Source organism: Desemzia sp. FAM 23989 (assembly GCF_045528345.1).
Classification (GTDB): domain Bacteria; phylum Bacillota; class Bacilli; order Lactobacillales; family Carnobacteriaceae; genus Desemzia.
Window position 1 is genome coordinate 56,006 of sequence record NZ_JBGQQT010000008.1, and the last position, 18,740, is coordinate 74,745.

Here is an 18,740-nt window from a genome sequence, read left to right on the forward strand (position 1 = left end):
ACCTGCTCTCTTAAACGGCTATGTCAGCCGACCTTTCACTTCTTGACTGCGAAAGGTCGGCTGGCTGGCTCATTCTTTATATTCCTTCTAATGAAAGTTCCGTTGATTCTCCCAGAGTTTCACTGTCTTTACTTGCTGTATCTTGATCGTCATCTTGCAATTTGAACTGGTTGGCTACTTCGTTTAATTCTCCGGCTACCTTTTCCAAATCTGTAATGTGGGCACTAAATTCTTCCATTGTAGCTAATATTTCTTCAGCATTTGCGGAAACTTCTTCGGTTCCAGCAGAATTTTCTTCAGCTGAAGCTGCAATATTCTCAATAGAAAGCACTACTTCATCTTTTTTAGCTATAATGGATTCATTTAATTCCGACACACTGTTGATATCTTGCAGCAATAGATCCATTTCATCCGTAACCGTATTGGCTGCGTCAATAGCTTGATCGATAAAGGCCGTTTGCTTTTCGCTTCCCTCATTGGTTTCTTGTACTTTGTCCACCATGTTTTTAGATTTACGCTGGATAGTTCCAATAATTTGACTGATTTCTTTAGTAGAAGAAGAACTTTTTTCAGCTAACTTCCGAACCTCATCCGCAACGACCGCAAATCCTTTTCCAGCTTCTCCTGCTCGAGCCGCTTCTATAGCTGCATTTAAAGCTAACAAATTCGTTTGTTTAGAGATGTCGCGAATGGCCTGAACAATTTTATCCACATTTTGGATTTCAACATTGACACTATCAATGTTTTCTTTTAAGTTCATCATCATCGCAATAGTTCCTTGCCAATTTTCATACACATAGAACAGCTTTTCACTGCTGTTCATATTAGCATCAGAAGTATCATTGATATGAAGTTGCATTTTTCCTAAGCTGACTTCAATTTGATTGAATACATTCACTAATTCATCCATTTTCTCGGCCGTAGTAGCTGTATCTTGTGTTTGTAATCCAGTTGCTTCAGCAATGCCCGTGATTGTCTCTGAGACTTCTTCTGTAGCTGAGGACGTTTGTTTAGAGATCTCTTGCATCGTTTCCGTCATATCCGTCAACAGAATGCTGTCATGCTGAATTTGCCCAACAGTTTGATTGAATCGAGCAGCCATTTCGTTAAAATGATACGCAATTTGCCCAAATTCATTGCTGTCACCGCTTATTTTTGTAGCTTTGATCTCTTTCTTCCAGTTAAGCAGCTTGCTTTCAAATGTAAATGCCAAATCATCTTCGGTTAAGCGAGCAGCTAAATCCCCATTTTTTAATTTGTCAAAGGCTTGAGCAAATAGGGATGTGATACGTGTCAAGTATTTTGCGACCAATAAAGCCAATAGGATAGCAATGACTATTCCAATCAGGATCAACACCCATAACAATTTTATACTTGCGCTTGTTTCAGGAGCCATTTCTCCTTCTTCTACAATGGAATAAACCGTTAAGCCTAAGGTAGGCAATTTTTGGTAATAAGCGTCAATGTCCTCGTTGCGTTCGTTAGTGACAAATCCTCTTTCTTCATAAGCAGTAGTAAACAGAGGACTGCTCACAATGGAAGCATCTACTTCCGAAGCTTTTTGAGACATCAACACTTTCCCGGCAGTGTCTGCTACAAAAAAGTAACCGGTATTTCCAATATTCAAATTAGAGATCGCATCATTGAATTCAGTCAATACTAGATCAAAAGCCAATACACCCATTAAAGATCCGCCTTGATAAATGGTTTTAGAACCTGTAACGATTTGTTCTGCAGTGGCCGTATTGGTATACGGTGCGCTCCAGTAAACTTTCCCTTTAGCGTCTAATGCGCCGGTATACCATTCTCGTGTGGTAGGATCGTAATTTTCGTATACTCCCGTTGTAGTGGCAATGATTTCTTTTTCTACAGGAGCATATAATGCATTTCCAATGTTGCTGTTTGTTGTTTGGATCATGCTTAAATTATTCCAAATATCTGAACGTACCGATTCGTCCTCAGCTATTTGCCAAAAAACTTCTTCTTTAGCCAATAAATCCAAACTGACTTCCATTGATTTAGCGGTTGCTTCTAATTGATTCGCTAAAATAGAAGTCATATCTTTTTCGCTGGCTTCAATGCGATCAGCCAGTAATTTATTTGAACTGTTCAAAGACAGTGCCAAAGCTGCAATAACTGGTACAATCACCAACAATACAATCAAAAAGATAACGGGATATTTAATACTTTTTTTCCGTTCTCCCTTTGTATGTGCCGCTTTTCTCCATTGAATGGTCTTTATTTTTCCCCACATTCGCTTTACTGTATCCAAAAATCTGTCAGCCATCGTTTATTCCCCTTCAACTATAAAGTCAGTGCATGTAAAAATCTCCTTTTAAATCAAACCCATAAACTGTCGCGTCTAACCTATTCAACAGTCGAATAGATCTTTTTATTCTGCTGTTAATGTAAAGTGCTGTACCAAACTATTCAATTCTTCAGCTAATTCTGAAACTTGGGCAGCACTTGCAGATACTTCATCCATTGAACCAGAAATTTCTTGTGAAGCTGCTGACGTTTCTTCGACTCCTGCAGCAGATTCTTCGGAAACAGAAGCAATATCTCCGATAGAAATATCCATTTCTTTACTGTAAGCCAAAATATCTTGTAAATTAGCCGTAATTTTATTTACGCCGCTTGTAATATGTGAGATTTCAGCATTGATTGAACTCAACGTCATTCCTGTTTGTTTGATTTGTGCTGAGCCCTCGGTTACTTCTCTGTATCCGCTGCTTAAAGAGTCCATTACATCGAAAGATTCATTTTGAATCGTTTGGACAAAGTTGGTAATGTCTTTCACTGAGTTAGAGGTTTGTTCCGCTAATTTACGCACTTCATCCGCTACTACGGCAAATCCTTTACCGTGTTCCCCTGCACGCGCTGCTTCAATAGCTGCGTTCAACGCTAACAAGTTCGTTTGATCTGCTACATCTTTGATAACTTCTACCAATTTAGAAATTTCATTGGTTTGAGTGTTCAATCCAAACATTTTTTCAACGGCTTGACTGACTACATTGTCAATTTTAGTCATTTGTTCTGTTGAAGTGTTCATGAGAACTTGTCCGTTTTCAGACATTTCCAAGATATGAGCTGATTTTGTCTTAGCTTCACTGCTGGTTTCGTTAGCATCTTCAATAATCTTTACAAATGAATCCATCATAACGGCTAGTTCAGAAGCTGTCTCTGCTTGAGTTTCTGATCCAGATGCCATTTCCTGCATTGTTGTTGCAATTTGTTCAGCACCGCTTTTCACTTCCAAAGTAGCTTGCGTCAATTCTTCACTATGGCTGGAAGTAGTAGCCGAAATCGCACTGGCTTCTTTTAACACTTCTGCCGTTTGGCTGCTCATTTCATTAGCTGCTGTCATCAATTCTCCGATTTCATCTTGAGAAGTAACCACAAGCGGTTCAGAACTTAAATCTCCGGCTGCCATAATTTGCATACGTTCTTTTAATTGTTTGATTGGTTTAGTCAGATTATTAGAAACGATCAAAGCAAACGCAATCCCGATAATTACGGTAAGTATTGAAATGATCACTAAATTTGTAGCCATCATAGTACCGGATTGATTAACTTCTTGAGCTATTTCTTGAATTTCTTCTTCTCGATGAGCTGATAGTTCGTTAAAGGACTGAATCAATGCATCTCCTCGAGGAATAACTTCGGTCAACATCGTCATTTCAGCATAGGCAGTGTCCTCTCTCTCCATTGCTGAAATGACCTCATCTGTAAATGCTCCCCATTTAGTCTTTTGGTCAACTAACTCTTCAGCTTCAGGTGAACTGGATTTAGTTAAAAATTCATTCTCTAAAGCAATACTCGCATCGATTCTGTCATTGAACTTCTCTAAATACTGTGTGTCATCTGAAATCACATAGGCTTGTAGTAAATTCATGCGTTCAGCCATATTATTTGCAATGCCTTCATCTAAAATCAATAATGCCATATCTTCTTCTAATACTTTTTTCACAGCGTTATTTTGATTCGTAACACTGAATAAGTTGAATCCACTGCTGATCAAGACCAATAAAATGATGACACCAAAATTCATTAACAATTTTCCTTTGATCGTTTTCGCATTAAATTTACCTTTTAAGCTCCGAGATCGTTTTTTTAGATTATCTAAGTTTGTTTCATTTATATTGTTTGTAGTTTCCATTAGTTCTATTCCCTCACTTTTCTTATGTACATTTCTTTGCCTCACCGATACCTTTTCTTCCCTCCTCTTTTATGAAGCCCTCCCTATTTTTATCGCTGTAACCCATATCGGAAAAAAACAGCGTATATTAAGGAAAATAATGTGAATACTTTGTCACATTTTTGGATTACTACATTTTATTTAGTGGGTCTTCTATTTATATTTGAATTGGTAAATGGAATGCTTTCTTGTATACTGAAATTATTGGTTTTATCGGCATAGAAAGGTTGTGTGCTAAGGATGCACGTTTATATTGATGCGGATGCAAGTCCAGTGAAAAATATTGTGATCGAAGAGGGATTAAAACGCGGTCTTCCAGTCACCTTAGTAACCAGTATTGCACATTATTCTACCACTGAGTATCCACCAGGAGTTCAGACAGTTTATGTCGATACCGGAGCAGAAGCAGCTGACTACCGAATTATGCAGCTGGTAAAAAAAGAGGATCTATTGATCACTCAAGACTATGGTCTAGCTTCATTGTGTTTAGCAAAAGGCTGTTTAGTTTTACACCACACTGGTTTCCGTTATACTGCTGACAATATCGATCAGCTGTTGCAATCTCGCTACTTGAGCGCCATGGTGCGAAAAAGCGGCAAACGGACTAAAGGACCGAAACCCTTTACTAATGAAGACCGGGATAAATTCAGAGAGTCGCTAAAGGGCGTTTTGGATTCTGTAGTATAAAAAAAGGTGCCAGCTATTTTTCGCTGACACCTTTTTTTGCAGCTGATTGTCTGAGTTAAGTAGTGTCTAAAGTGATGTGTGTGGGTTGTGTTTCTCATCGAGTGAGTGGTTATTTTGAGTTCACTTGATGAATAAAGCGGGTTTTCTCATCGAGTGAGCGATTATTTTGAGTTCACTTGATGAATAAAGCGGGTTTTCTCATCGAGTGAGCGGTTATTTTGAGTTCACTTGATGAATAAAGCGGGTTTTCTCATCGAGTGAGCGATTATTTTAGACTCACTTGATGAATAAAGGGGAATGGAGTTCGTAAAAAGTACTTTTGTAGTGGCCATGTGTATGAGAATGTCTCGCCAATACCCGTTGAACACGCTGTTCATCATATTCTTCTCCACACCAAAGAGTAATGAGTCGTTTCGTGACGTTCAATCCCGGATAAAGCAGATGACATTCGTCTGCCGAACGTATGATAGCATCTGAGGCCGTTTCTTTATACCCGCAAGCAGAACAGATGCGATTTTGACGCGTGTTTATATGATCAAATGAAAAACAGCGCGGACAGATAATTCCTTTCTTTAACACGGAAAAATCATATTGTGGCAAATCAAGCGGTCGATAGTTATCTATATGCAATGCGCACAACTGATTAGCAAGCTGACTCTGAGCCACGTTTGTCACTGAAGTTATTTTTGCCATCTGCTCAAAGTGGCGGGGTAATTGGTTTGCGAATATAAATGGTTTATCCCTAGGAAGTTCATATAAATAAAAGTCTGGATTGATAAAGACGACTTTCGATTTTATTTCCATTTGAAAGCCAAGTTTACGGACTAAATTATGAAGAAGTGGCTGACTACGATGGACTTGAGTTAGAGGATCCGAGATGATGAAATCCGACTGCCCATGAAGAGCCCCGTTTTTGTAATCATAACTGCCAGAATAATTTTTTATTTCATAAAGAAAAATCGTATTTTCCTTTAAAATAAGACAATCAATTTGAAACATTTGTCCATTTTCCTTAAGCAATAAATCGTTTATCACGAGATTATCAGCTGGCAGGATTTCTGGATAGATGTCAAAATCTGTTTCACCTTCGAAACCCTTAGTATGGTTGGAATACTCTTTTTTTTCTAAAACTTTGAGGTCGGTTCGGTAATTCAAAGATTCTAAAACTCTAAGTGTCAATGGCTTGGATCGTTTCTTGATAATCATAAAAAAGCTCCTCTCACAAAATAGTCATTACTCTATACTATTCGCAAAAAAAGGTTTGAATCTTTAAATGAATTGGATTTTATTATTCAAGTGGAAATTTAAAATAAGTTCAGTTGACGAATAAAACGTGTTTTCTCATTAAGTGAACAATATTTTCAGGCTCACTTGATGAGTAAAGCCACTTTACGCATCAAGTGAACAATAGTTTTGGGCTCACTTGAGGAATAAAGTGTCACCCTAATACTTTCTCATAAAAAATGACTCCAAAAATTAGATTTTACTCTAATTTTTGGAGTCATTATCTTTCTCATTGCCACATTTTTTTATCTTGGTGTTCCAAAAATTTGAGTAGCGTAGAGGACTTCCCCATCATAATGAATGCCTATGCCTACTTCTTCAAATTCAGGTTTGACCATATTTTCGTAATGCCCTTCACTGTTCTTCCAACCGTCAAAAATAACATCAGCCATACCGAGTTCATCTAAATAATAAGTAGCCATGGCTAAGTTTTCTCCTGCCAGTTGATAGCGGTATTCGTGACTTGCTTCTTCTAAAACAGTAAATGGATCGCTGCCATCTGGGCGAGTGTGTTCAAACAGTTCTTCCGTTTCGAGTGCACGTTGATCTGCAGCCAACTTTAATAGCTGGTTTTTCGTTACCGGTTGAACACCTACTTCAGTTCTTAATTCATTGAGCAATTCAAAAATTCGATTTTCGATAATTTTATAATCTATTTCTTCAGAACTGTTTTCAATTGCTGCTTCTTGTTGTTCAGTTTCATTCACTGAGTTTGAGTTAGTTTCTTCTTCAGGCAAATCTACTTGCATTCCTGGACTGAATTCATTTGGAACAGGAATCATATCGACGACATCATACAATAATTGTCCGACTTGAGTTCCATCTAATATATTGGTCGCTGCCAGCCAAAACCCGAACATTATCGAAATTAAAACGCTAACGATAAAACCTAGTAATTTTGTCATCTAAGCTTCCTTTCTATTTTTTCTTAGAATAATTATACCAGATATCCACTTATCATGTTGTGAACAATTCTTTTTGACGAAAAGTGACCAGCAAATAGAAAAAAATGGAAGTAAAGATATACAAAAACAAGCCACTCATCTTTAGCAGAGTAGCTTGTTAGATAGTAAATCAACTTAATCTTCTTTTAAAAGGATATTCAATACTAGTGCAACGATAGTTCCAGCTGAAATGCCTGAAGAAAATAATCCACCAAGAATGCCAGGTAATCCTGCCACAACTTCCGGTCTGAAAGCAACACCCAGACCCACTCCAATGGCAGAAGAAACGATCAATAAGTTGCGGTTGTTCATTTTGACGCGTGAAAGTGATTTGATTCCTGCTCCAGCCACTGTACCGAACATTAGAATTCCAGCTCCACCTAACACCGGCATCGGCATAATAGACACCAATGTTGCAAATTTAGGGAAGAAGCTCATTGAGATCAAAATAAATCCAGCAGCAATCGCTACAGTACGTGAAGCGTTTCTAGTCAATGGAATCAAACCAGCATTTTGACTAAATGTAGCAACCGGTCCAGACCCTAGAGCTGGTCCAATAAAGGAGCCCACTCCATCTGCACGAACGCCATTTGCAATGTCCTCGTCAGATAATTTTGTTTGTGTTACTTCACCGATCGTTTGCATAACTCCCACTGTTTCAATAACCGTTACTAAATACCCAGCTAAGAATGGAATCGCAAAACGAATGTCAAATGAAATTCCAAATTTGAACAATTGAGGGAAAGCAAACCATTTTGCTTGAGCTACTTGAGAGAAATCTACCATTCCAAGCGGGATACAAACGATGTACCCTACTACGATACCGATCAAGACAGCTGCTGGTGCGATACGGCTGCTGCCATAATGGTTGATAGCCAGAATAATCAAAAATACAAGAGTAGCGATAATCAAGTTAAACGGATCTCCATAACTCGCAGCGCCTACACCACCGCCGACCCATTCAAAGGCAACTGGCATAAGAGTCATTCCCATCAGAGCAATGACTGAGCCCGTTACAACAGGAGGAAAAAATTTCATTAACGGTTTGACGAAATAACTAAGACCAATCTCCAGTAAAGCTCCCATCATCGTTCCGCCTAAATACCCTGCAATTCCGCCGCCCATCGTATTGATGACCGCATTAGCAGGACCGACAAAGCCAAAATCTGTGCCCATGATTGTTGGGACTCCAGCACCAACTCTAAAATGTTTAGGGCCGAAACCTTTTGATTGAATAATAGAAACAATTCCTGAAACCAATAATGCAGCACTGATCATATAAGCTGTATCCGTTACACCAAATCCAGCAATCCCAGCAATGACTAAGGGAACAGCTACCAAGCCTCCAAAAGCGGTTAATACATTTTGAAAACCTAAAATAGTTGTGGTCACAAGATCTGGTTTGTCCTCAATGCCATAGTTTAAAGTTAAACTGTCGTCCTGTTCCTTTAAATTTCCCGCGTTTCTGCCAACTACCTGATGCTGCATGTTCTCTTCCACGTTAATCCTCCTGTTTTAACGAACTTTTATTTTATGCTATTATCTAATCGTTCGTTTATTAATGTGATAGTGCCATTATAATCCCCGTTGTTAGAATTGTAAAGCATTTTAGCGAACATTTTTATATTAGTTATTTCAAATCATTCGCTTTTGTGCTCATTTCTATTCTTATAACACTTTCTCATACATAATATAGCTTAAATGAATTCTTTTTAAGAAATCATTGAGGACAATTTTATGTTGTGGTAAACTATAGACGTATTTATGAAAGCGTTTCCTGCTATTCTTTATTGCTCGCTAATTCACATAAACAAAAATTTAAAGGAGGACTTACAATGTCAAACTACTTAGAATGGGATTTTTTGACAGATTTTGTTGAAAAAGCCTTTGTTGCTTATGGAGTACCAGAAGAAGATGCCAAAATTTGTGCGGATGTCTTATTGCAGTCAGACAAAAAAGGAATCGAAAGTCACGGTGTAAATCGTTTTAAACCGATTTACATAGACCGGATAAAAGATGGTGTACAGAATCCAGTCACAAACTTTGAAATTTTACGTGAAACTCCTACTACTGTTGTTGTGGATGGTCATGACGGAATGGGTCAAGTAATTGGATATCGTTCAATGAAAATGGCTATTGAAAAAGCGAAGAAATATGGCATGGGGATGGTGGCGGTTCGCAATTCTACCCATTACGGAATCGCTGGATATCATACGGATATGGCGGCTGATGCCGGATGCATCGGTATGTCCGGAACAAATGCTCGTCCTTCTATCGCCCCTACTTTTGGAGTCGAAAATAAATTGGGAACCAACCCGTTAACGGTTAGTTTTCCAACAGATGAAGCTTTCCACTTCTCATTAGACTGCGCAACATCTATTATACAAAGAGGAAAAATTGAATTGTATGCACGTGAAGGCAAAGATACTCCTGAGGGAACCGTCATTGGACGCGATGGATCGGCCCTTACCGACTCCAACCAAATTTTAAATGATCTCCAATCTGGTGAAGCAGCCTTAGCTCCATTAGGCGGAATCGGAGAAGAACTGTCTGGCTATAAAGGTTACGGATATGCTACTATTGTAGAGGTATTATCTGCTGCTTTGCAGCAAGGGAGCTTTTTGAGTATGTTGTCAGGAATCGGGGAAAATGGAGAAAAAACAAAATTCCATTTAGGACATTTCTTTATTGCGATCGATACTGAAGCATTTATGGGATTGGACAGCTTTAAGAAAACTGCTGGAGACATTATGCGCGAATTACGGACCTCTGAAAAAGCACCCGGAGCAGAACGGATCTATACAGCAGGAGAAAAAGAATATTTGATTTGGAAAGAACGGGAAAAAACAGGATTGCCGGTAAATGAATCTGTTCAAAAAGAACTGTTGGCGATTCGAGACGATGCCGGACTTACCGACTTTCATTTCCCATTTGAAAATTGAGGAGACCTTGATATGGATGTAAGAAAAGAAGCATTAGAAAAGCATTACGAATGGAACGGTAAAATTGAAGTGATTAGCCGGGCTAAAATCACAAGTCGTGAAGATTTAGCTTTAGCCTACACCCCAGGAGTAGCTGAAGCTTGCTTAGCGATTGAAAAAGAGCCTGAAAAAGCCTACCAACTGACTCGAAGAAATAATTTAGTCGGCGTTATTACCAATGGAACAGCGGTACTGGGACTAGGAAACATTGGGCCAAGTGCCTCTATGCCGGTAATGGAGGGAAAATGTGTTTTATTTAAGGAGTTTGCAGATGTAGATGCTTTTCCGATTTGTATAGAAGCAACCGATGTAGACACCGCTGTTCAGACTATTCAGCAAATAGCCGGCAGTTTTGGGGGCATCAATTTAGAAGATATCGCTGCTCCAGAATGTTTTGAGATCGAGCGTCGTTTGAAAGAATCATTGGATATCCCTGTATTCCATGATGATCAGCATGGTACGGCAATCGTGGTAGTAGCGGGACTGATCAATGCTTTAAAATTAGTCAACAAGTCCTTTGGAGACATCAAGGTCGTAGTCAATGGAGCGGGATCTGCTGGTATCGCTGTCGCTAAACATTTGCTCAGTTTTGGAGTCAAGGATTTGATCCTAGCAGATAAAAAAGGCATCCTGTCATCAGCTTCTTCTGACTTGAACAGTGAGCAGCAAAAAATGATGGACGTCACTAATTTGGATAATGTTCAAGGAGACCTCGCAACAGCATTAGAAAGAGCTGACGTGTTTATCGGCGTCTCTGCTCCCAACATTTTAAGTACTGAAATGGTCAAAAAAATGAACCGGGATGCGATTGTGTTCGCGATGGCCAATCCGACTCCTGAAATCATGCCGGATAAAGCTAAAGAAGCTGGTGTGGCAGTTATTGGTACGGGACGCAGCGATTTCCCAAACCAGGTGAATAATGTATTGGCTTTCCCTGGTATCTTCAAAGGCGCTTTAGCTGTGAGAGCCAGTGACATCAATGAGGAAATGAAAATAGCGGCTTCGGTTGCCATTGCTGAGTTGATTGAACCAGCTGAATTGTCACCCGATTATATTATTCCAGATGCGTTGGATAAAAGAGTAGCTAGTGTCGTAACTGAAGCTGTAAAAAAAGCAGCTGTTGAGACTGGTGTAGCTAGAATTTAATAGCTTTTCTATTGGGAAATAGGACTATCATAAAAATGAGATAGTCCTATTTTGTTGTCTTGTGATGGCTATTGCAAGAAATAAAAAAATGGAGACGGATCTTACTAAGTGAATAGCGGCCATCTCACTCTGATGAAAAGTCCAAATGGCTCTTAATAAATAAATAGCAGCCATCTCACGCTGAGAAAAAGTCCAAATGGCTCTTAATAGGCAAATAGCGGCCATCTCACTCTGAGAAAAAGTCCAAATGGCTCTTAATAAGCAAATAGCAGCCATCTCACGCTGAGAAAAAGTTCAAATAGCTCTTAATAGGTAAATAGCGGCCATCTCACGCTGAGGAAAAGTCCAAATGGCTCTTAATAGGCAAATAGCAGCCATCTCACTCTGAGAAAAAGTCCAAATGGCTCTTATTAAGCGAATTGCGGCCATCTCACGCTGAGGAAAAGTCCAAATGGCTCTTAATAAACAAATAGCAGCCATCTCACTCTGAGAAAAAGTCCAAATGGCTCTTAATAAACGAATAGCGGCCATTTCGAACTAAAAAAAAGTCCAAATGGCTTTTACTAGCCAATAACAACTATTTGTGGGCAATAAAAAAAGAAGCTGCCTAAAAATCGACTCAACCCACTCGACTTTTGGACTAACTCCTCAGTTTAAACTATTAAATTACTAAGCTTAATTTTTTTTCACCACTACAAAGTAATTGTTTTCGCTATCTGCGAAATTAAATCCTTTACCAGACGATGTGGTCACCATCTCACCTACTGTTATGCCTTTTTGTTTGAATGTCTCATATAGTTCTTCTACATTTGGAGTGTAAAACATCAAAGATGGCGTAGTCAACGTCAGTTCAGGCTCTAATTTTGAAATAATTTTTTTGTCATGCAATATAAAACTGGTTTGTGCATCCATTGAAGGAACGATTTCTATCCATCTGATACCATTTTCAGTTTGGTCGTCTACAACAGAAAATCCGATTTGTTGTGTCCAAAAATTCTTAGCTTCTTCTTGATTATCGACGTACAACATAATTCTGCCTATTTCTTGAATCATATGTTGCTCCTTTCTTTTCTGCTCGCAAAACAAAAAGAGAACCTCTTGAAAAGCCTGTACTTTTCAAAAGGTCCATTATTTTTAAGACATCCCCGGTTTCAACACTACTTTAATGTTGTTGTCAGCTTTTTTATCAAATAAATCATACGCTTCAGCAGCTTTTTCCAAAGGCATCGTATGCGTAATGATATCGGTCGGGTCAAAATCTCCTCTTTCGATCATGTCGTATATCGTAGGCATCAAGTGAATAACTGGAGCCTGCCCCATTTTAATGTCCACATTTCGAGTAAAGAAATTCTGGAATGGGAAACTTGCAGCTGGTGTCATATATACTCCAGTGACCATAAGGGTACCGAATTTTTTAACACATTCACTCGCTGTTTGCAGTGGCGAATAAGAACCGCTTTGCAATGTTATAAAGTCTTTGGCTTTTTCTTTCGCTGGTTTCACTCCGTCCATTCCGACACAATCAATGACGATTTCGGCTCCGCCTTTTGTCATCTCGTACAATTGATCCCCAACTTCAGAAACATCAGAAAAATTAACGATCTCTACACCATTCATTTTTTTAGCATGTTGTAAGCGATGGTCTACATTATCGACGGCAATCACACGTTTGGCGCCTTTCATTTTGGCAAATTTTTGCACGAACAATCCTACTGGACCCGAACCTAGGACAATAACCGTATCGCCTGGCTTCATGCCGCTGTGCTCGACACTCCAATAAGCTGTTGGTAAAATATCAGATAAAAACAAGACTTTTTCATCCGGCAAATTGCTTTCAGGCACGACAAAGGAGGTGAAATCAGCAAAAGGTACTCGTAAGTATTCCGCTTGCCCTCCAGGATAGTTTCCGTTCATTTTACCAAATCCAAACAATCCACCTTGATCAAATATCGGATTCGGATTAGAATTGTCACATTGACTTTCCATATGATGGGCACAAAATTGACAGTCTCCACAGCCAATGTTAAACGGAATCACTACTCGGTCGCCTTTTTTAACTTTTTTGACGGCTGATCCCACTTCTTCTACGATTCCCATCGGCTCATGTCCGACCACATAATCTTCTTCCATTACCGGCTTTCCGTTATGGTACAAATGCAAATCAGATCCGCATATTGCTGTAGCGGTGATTCGAATCACCATATCTGTCGGCTCTTGAATCGTTGGATCCGGAACGGTTTTAACTTCCATTTTTTCATTTCCTTGCCAAGTTACTGCGCGCATACTATCTCTCCTCTTTTTATAAGATGATTGATGAAGCTGTGTATGTAAGCAGTTTAACATCTTTTTCATGGAGAATAAAAAGTTACGGCTTTAAAGAATGGTTCTTTTTCATCATTTTTTACGTTCCTTTTTCAATTGCGTCCAATGATTTTTGCGCATCAAAGGAAGGGCCACGGCTAACAGCACAGCTGTAAACGGAAAACCTCCATCTGAAGCCAACCATTCAAAAACGGATACCGGTACATATACGGCGTAAATAAAAATCATTAATCCTATGTAAATCTTGCGCCATTTTTTTCTGATATAGACATATCTATTACTCCTCTCTTTCAGTATCTCACTAAAAAATACCATAATTTATATAAATTTCCTAACAGATAGAATTAGAGTTGAAACATTATTTTCAGATGCATTCAACTTGTAAAAAGTGCTACACTGAATACACATCACAATTGTATGAAAGGATGAAAAACATGGAATATATAGAACAATCCCTTTATTACCTTAATAATCAAGAGCAGTCCACAGAAGATCTCAGCCCATTTGAACAATTAAGCGGGAAAAATGTGTACGAAGTCATTCGAGTCCGAGAAGGGATACCTCTTTTTCTGGAAGACCATTTGCATCGCTTCAGACGGTCTGCTTTATCAGTTGGAATTCCTTTGGCAGAGTCAGACGACGTATTGACGGAGCGTTTGTACCAATTAGTAGCCAAAAATGAAGTCTCCAATCAAAACATCAAATTGATTTTAAATAAAGATGTAGGCTTGCTGTCTTTTTTTACTAAGAGCCCTTACCCTCCAGAATCGTACTACCGCACAGGGATGAAAACAACTTTGCTGAAATTGGAAAGACAAGATCCTAATATCAAGATACAGCGGGAAGAATACCAAAAAACGGTGCTGGCGGAACGTGAAAAGACGGGTGCCTATGAAGTATTGCTAGTTGACCAGCACGACAATGTCACGGAAGGCAGCCGCTCGAATTTATTTATCGTTAAAGATGGTAAATTGCATACGTCCCCGGCGAAAACAGTGCTGTTGGGTATCGTTCGTTCAAAAGTAGTCTCTATTTGTCAGGAACAAGGCATTGAGATCGTGGAGCAACCTATTCCTGCTGCCGAATTATCGGTAATTGAAGGTGCCTTTATCTCAGGAACCGGCAATGATGTCTTGCCGATTGCTTCGATTGATGACATTGTACTCGACCCTGCCAAAAATCCTATTATCCAGACCATCATGACTGAATACAAACAATTAACAGAAAGCTATATCCTGCATCACAAGAATCGGTGATCTGATAACAGAAAAAACACGAAAAGTTCCTTTTACTGAACTTTTCGTGTTTCTTTTTTTGCTCTTCATCTTCTATCGTTGGTAAAGAAATTTCTTCCGGCCTATGGGGTTGCTTATGGAACACCATGGGAACGCCTTGAGCCGAAAACCGCGTCTCAAGACTTGCAAGCTTCAAACCCCGAGTAAAAGCTGAAGCTTAACTCGGGGTAATTCTCATTGCATCCTTTTCATGGTTATAAGCAACCCCATATTCCTCCATAAATTTCTAGAACTGAGTTTCTAATAGAGTTAGAGTTAAAAAGAAGTGTATTTTCTACTCACCAACGTCAAATGTTGTAGAACCTCTTTTTTTATGGCTCTCATCAAGAAATTTCTTCATCCACATTTTTGATGTAGAACGTTAATAGCTAGCTTATTTTAGCCAGTTCTTCCCTCAATGTTTCTGTTGGATGTTCCCCCAGCGGGTATTCGATCGCGATATTCACGGTGACCGGAACTCGTGACAGAATTTCTTTCGTCGGTACATCCCCTTCTCCATTCAAGGTTGGTGCAAGAGTTAATTTAGAGACATCTTTCAAATGAATATAGCTGATTTCCTCTTCCAATACTGCAAAACTTGTTAGTGGATCTTCATCCACATACAAGCAATTCCCTGTATCAAATGTGACGCTCACTGGCAAACTTTTCTCTTTTAACACTTGGATGAAATTGTAAAGAGTCTCTGCTTTAGCAAATGTTGGGTCTTGACCATTTTCCAACGTTAAATTCTCGATTCCGTAAGTATCCAATAAGCGACGCAAGGCATCCGCTTCTTCTTGAGGAACATCCGCAGCATATCCAGCAGTAAATTTCACTTGTTTAGCTCCCAGTAGTTGAGCTTCTTTAAAGTACCCTTCTAATTGATTTAGCAGCAATAATTTGTCTTCAAACAAGATTTCAGGAATGGCATAAAAAAGTTCGATCCCCAACTCGGCTGCTTCTAGCTGAATAGAGTTCAAATCTTCCTCGTCATGAACATATTCTCTTCGCACTTCGATTTTTGTGATCCCAGCAGCTTTAATCTCTTTAAAAAATTGTACTTGGCTGGTCGTTTCATTTACCGCTGCCTCATAAGCCAGCATATTGACTGCTAATTGATTGTTTTCCATTCTTATCCCATACTTTCTCTACTTTTATTGTGGTTCTTTAGGCTGATTGGTTTAGTGGAAATCACTTAAAACTTTAATGGCCTGAAAATGTAACACGCTTACTTTGTACGCCTTAGTCGCCTTGCTCCTATATTTTTTTTGTGCTTTAATTATACTATACCGATTTTTTTCATCAAAAGAAAGAAAGGGTGAATCTATTGAAGCAATCTGCCAAACGTTATGGGTTATTTTTGATCAGCGTCTGGATAATTGGTCTAGGTATCAGCATCATTACACAAAATAACCTTGGAACGACCGCTGTCACCAGTCTTCCTTTTGTATTAAACGCTATTTTTCCTTTCAGTTTCGGTACATTTACCATGCTGATGAATATTTTCTTCGTCTTTCTACAATTGCTGATCTTGAAAAAAGACTTTCAGAAAAAACAATACTTGCAATTTCTTGTCGGTCCTCTATTAGGACTCTCGATCGATTCAAACGGGACTGTCTTCAGCTTTTTACAAACTAGTCCTTATGCAGCCAAGCTCCTCTTTATTCTAATTGGTTGTGTGGTTTTAGCATTTGGGATATTTTTACAACTCTCTTCTCAGACCATTTACAATCCTAGTGAAGGAATCGTCAACACTTTAGCGATAGCATTTCACAAATCTTTTGGAAATGTAAAACTGATTTTTGACAATGGATTGATCGTCTTTTCTGTCATCCTTTCTTTAATTGTCTTGGGTAATGTTACTGGAATCCGAGAAGGAACAGTACTATCAGCTTTTCTGATTGGCCCTTTCACAAATTTCTTTAAGCAGCACCTCAGTACTTTTTTCAATTTGGCTCCAACTAAATAATTACTGTATAATGAGGAGGAAGAAAAATGCTAAAAGCTCTATATATCTTAAATGAAGGTTTATTTGATGCTGTTTATCCAAAAGAAGTCCAAACTGAAATAGCAGAACGTGTTGAAGTGCTTCATGGTCCTTTAACCAGTGAATCGTGTTTTGAACATCCTGAATTGCTGCAAGAAGTAGAAGTGATTTTTTCAGGCTGGGGGGCACCTGTTTTTGATGACTACTTTTTAAAATTAGCGCCTAATTTAAAAGCGATTTTTTACGCAGCCGGAACTATGAAATCATTTTTGACCGATGCTGTTTGGGAACGTAAACTGATTGTGACTACTGCCAATACAGCCAATGCCATCCCCGTAGCTGAATTTACGCTGAGTCAGATCTTATTTGCGTTAAAAAATGGTTGGGAATTGCGCGAACAAGTTCGACAAGACCGAACATATCAATTCGGTGATTTTCCATTTGTATTTGGCAATTACAATCGGAACATTGGGTTGATCTCACTAAGTCAAGTTGGCAGAAAAGTGTTGGACTATTTAAAACCCTTTAATGTAAATGTACTGGCTTATGATCCCTTTGTATCTGATCAAGAAGCTGCCGAACTGAACGTTACCAAAGTAACTTTAGCAGAATTATTTAAAGAGTCTGAAATCGTCTCCCTGCATTCTCCTTTGCTTCCTGAAACTACTGGAATGATCACTGGAGAATTATTGAAATCCATGAAACCACATGCGACTTTCATCAATACCGCACGGGGCGCTATCGTTAACGAAGATCAAATGATCGCTGTTTTGAAGGAAAGGACCGATTTAACAGCTGTTTTGGATGTCACTTATCCTGAGCCGCCCGTAATCGACTCGCCTTTATACAATATGAAAAATGTGGTTCTTACTCCGCACATTGCTGGGAGCGCAGGAACGGAAGTCGAACGAATGGGAGCTTATATGCTAAGCGAGTTGAAACATTACTTAGCCGACGAGCCATTAGATTATCAAATTACCAAAGAAAAATACCAACATATGGCTTAGGAGGATTTAAATGAAAACAGGATTGTGTTCCGTTACATTTCGTAACCGTTCTATAGAAGAGGTCGTTCAGCTGGCAAAAGAAGCTGAGCTTGAGGCTATTGAATGGGGAGGCAAAGGTCATGTGCCTCACGAAGATTTAAAGGCTGCAAAAAGAGCCGCTCGTCTTACTGAAGAAGCCGGATTAGTTGTGTCTTCTTATGGTTCTTACTACATAGCTGGATCTACTGAACCTTTTCAAGGTGTGTTAAGAACTGCTCAAGAACTAAATACTAAAATGATCCGTATCTGGGCCGGCGATGTTGGTTCTGATGAAACAGATGAAGCAAAATTCGATATGATCGTTCGTGATGTTAAACTGAATGCTCATTCGGCACAAAACCTTGGCATTACACTTAATTTTGAATACCACAGCAATACCTTGACCGATACTCCCGAAAGTGCCATTAAACTGTTGGAAGCCATCAATGAACCAAACGTAAAGTTGTATTGGCAGCTAGCTGAAAGCTTATCCTTTGGTCAACGTATAGCCAGTCTTCCATTATTGAAACCATGGTTGACGAATGTCCATGTTTTTCATTGGCAAGATTACCATACGCGTTATACGTTAGAAGAGGGGGCTAAAGAATGGGCTTCCTATTTTGAGATTCTCTCTCCTTCTACGTCACCCGAACACTTTGCTTTACTGGAATTTGTCAAAGACAACTCACCTGAACAAATGAAAAAAGACGCTGAAGACTTGAAGCAGTTGCTTCATCACGAGTAACACTACTCTCTTAAAATCCCCTCAGCCACTGACAAATTTTCTCAGTGGCTGAGGGGATTTTTTGTATGAATAGGTTTAGTTATCGAGTGAGCTTTTATTTTGTTGTCACTTGACTAATAAAGCGGGCTTATTCTTCAAGTGGGCTTT

16 protein-coding genes are annotated in these 18,740 nt (G+C 39.1%); 7 read left to right on the top strand and 9 right to left on the bottom strand.

Going from position 1 to position 18,740, the window contains the following annotated elements; all coding sequences use genetic code 11:
- Window positions 1-76 precede the first annotated feature (76 nt).
- Together ACEN36_RS06440 and ACEN36_RS06445 are read right to left on the bottom strand one after the other, a co-directional pair.
- Complete coding sequence (locus ACEN36_RS06440) at window positions 77-2,287, bottom strand: methyl-accepting chemotaxis protein (protein ID WP_407126196.1); 2,211 nt, start codon at window positions 2,285-2,287, stop codon at window positions 77-79.
- 105 nt (window positions 2,288-2,392) lie between these two features.
- The gene (locus ACEN36_RS06445; protein WP_407126197.1) at window positions 2,393-4,159 is read right to left on the bottom strand and encodes a methyl-accepting chemotaxis protein; all 1,767 of its coding nucleotides are present in this window, start codon (window positions 4,157-4,159) and stop codon (window positions 2,393-2,395) included.
- 279 nt (window positions 4,160-4,438) lie between these two features.
- On the opposite strand from ACEN36_RS06445, the gene ACEN36_RS06450 reads away from it, so the two are divergent.
- Window positions 4,439-4,885: a YaiI/YqxD family protein gene (locus tag ACEN36_RS06450; protein ID WP_407126198.1), complete on the top strand. Its 447-nt coding sequence runs from the start codon at window positions 4,439-4,441 to the stop codon at window positions 4,883-4,885.
- Between the two features lie 276 nt (window positions 4,886-5,161).
- Here ACEN36_RS06450 and ACEN36_RS06455 read toward each other — a convergent pair whose 3' ends face one another.
- From ACEN36_RS06455 to ACEN36_RS06465, 3 genes are all read right to left on the bottom strand, one after another.
- Window positions 5,162-6,091, bottom strand: a complete 930-nt coding sequence (locus ACEN36_RS06455; RefSeq protein WP_079650443.1) for a nuclease-related domain-containing protein — start codon at window positions 6,089-6,091, stop codon at window positions 5,162-5,164.
- A gap of 323 nt (window positions 6,092-6,414) precedes the next feature.
- Window positions 6,415-7,074, bottom strand: coding sequence for a CAP domain-containing protein (locus ACEN36_RS06460; protein WP_079650445.1), 660 nt, complete (start codon window positions 7,072-7,074; stop codon window positions 6,415-6,417).
- Window positions 7,075-7,248: 174 nt separating this feature from the next.
- Window positions 7,249-8,613 (bottom strand): uracil-xanthine permease family protein, encoded by a 1,365-nt coding sequence (locus ACEN36_RS06465; protein ID WP_407126199.1) that lies wholly within the window; start codon window positions 8,611-8,613, stop codon window positions 7,249-7,251.
- A 335-nt stretch (window positions 8,614-8,948) separates the two neighbouring features.
- On the opposite strand from ACEN36_RS06465, the gene ACEN36_RS06470 reads away from it, so the two are divergent.
- The gene (locus ACEN36_RS06470) at window positions 8,949-10,055 is read left to right on the top strand and encodes an Ldh family oxidoreductase (protein ID WP_407096178.1); all 1,107 of its coding nucleotides are present in this window, start codon (window positions 8,949-8,951) and stop codon (window positions 10,053-10,055) included.
- A gap of 12 nt (window positions 10,056-10,067) precedes the next feature.
- Window positions 10,068-11,240, top strand: a complete 1,173-nt coding sequence (locus ACEN36_RS06475) for an NADP-dependent malic enzyme (RefSeq protein ID WP_079650500.1) — start codon at window positions 10,068-10,070, stop codon at window positions 11,238-11,240.
- Between the two features lie 675 nt (window positions 11,241-11,915).
- Here the strand turns inward: ACEN36_RS06475 and ACEN36_RS06480 are convergent.
- The 3 genes from ACEN36_RS06480 to ACEN36_RS06490 form a co-directional block, all read right to left on the bottom strand.
- Window positions 11,916-12,293 carry a VOC family protein gene (locus ACEN36_RS06480; RefSeq protein ID WP_407096180.1) on the bottom strand — a complete coding sequence of 126 codons (378 nt, stop codon included), beginning with the start codon at window positions 12,291-12,293 and terminating at the stop codon, window positions 11,916-11,918.
- Window positions 12,294-12,374: 81 nt separating this feature from the next.
- Window positions 12,375-13,523 (bottom strand): zinc-dependent alcohol dehydrogenase, encoded by a 1,149-nt coding sequence (locus ACEN36_RS06485; RefSeq protein WP_407096181.1) that lies wholly within the window; start codon window positions 13,521-13,523, stop codon window positions 12,375-12,377.
- 111 nt (window positions 13,524-13,634) lie between these two features.
- Window positions 13,635-13,790: a hypothetical protein gene (locus tag ACEN36_RS06490; RefSeq protein ID WP_407126200.1), complete on the bottom strand. Its 156-nt coding sequence runs from the start codon at window positions 13,788-13,790 to the stop codon at window positions 13,635-13,637.
- A gap of 206 nt (window positions 13,791-13,996) precedes the next feature.
- On the opposite strand from ACEN36_RS06490, the gene ACEN36_RS06495 reads away from it, so the two are divergent.
- Entirely contained in the window at window positions 13,997-14,818 is an 822-nt protein-coding gene (locus tag ACEN36_RS06495) for an aminotransferase class IV (RefSeq protein WP_407096183.1), read from the top strand.
- 407 nt (window positions 14,819-15,225) lie between these two features.
- On the opposite strand, the gene ACEN36_RS06500 is transcribed toward ACEN36_RS06495, so the two are convergent.
- Window positions 15,226-15,966 carry a sugar phosphate isomerase/epimerase family protein gene (locus ACEN36_RS06500; RefSeq protein ID WP_407126201.1) on the bottom strand — a complete coding sequence of 247 codons (741 nt, stop codon included), beginning with the start codon at window positions 15,964-15,966 and terminating at the stop codon, window positions 15,226-15,228.
- Window positions 15,967-16,163: 197 nt separating this feature from the next.
- On the opposite strand from ACEN36_RS06500, the gene ACEN36_RS06505 reads away from it, so the two are divergent.
- From ACEN36_RS06505 to ACEN36_RS06515, 3 genes are read left to right on the top strand one after another with little or no spacing between them, the layout of a single operon-like run.
- On the top strand, window positions 16,164-16,805 hold the full coding sequence (locus ACEN36_RS06505) for a DUF6198 family protein (protein WP_131832574.1): 642 nt from the start codon (window positions 16,164-16,166) through the stop codon (window positions 16,803-16,805).
- Window positions 16,806-16,831: 26 nt separating this feature from the next.
- Complete coding sequence (locus tag ACEN36_RS06510) at window positions 16,832-17,830, top strand: hydroxyacid dehydrogenase (protein ID WP_407126202.1); 999 nt, start codon at window positions 16,832-16,834, stop codon at window positions 17,828-17,830.
- Between the two features lie 10 nt (window positions 17,831-17,840).
- Entirely contained in the window at window positions 17,841-18,593 is a 753-nt protein-coding gene (locus ACEN36_RS06515; protein ID WP_079650609.1) for a sugar phosphate isomerase/epimerase, read from the top strand.
- The last annotated feature ends 147 nt before the right edge of the window (window positions 18,594-18,740 follow it).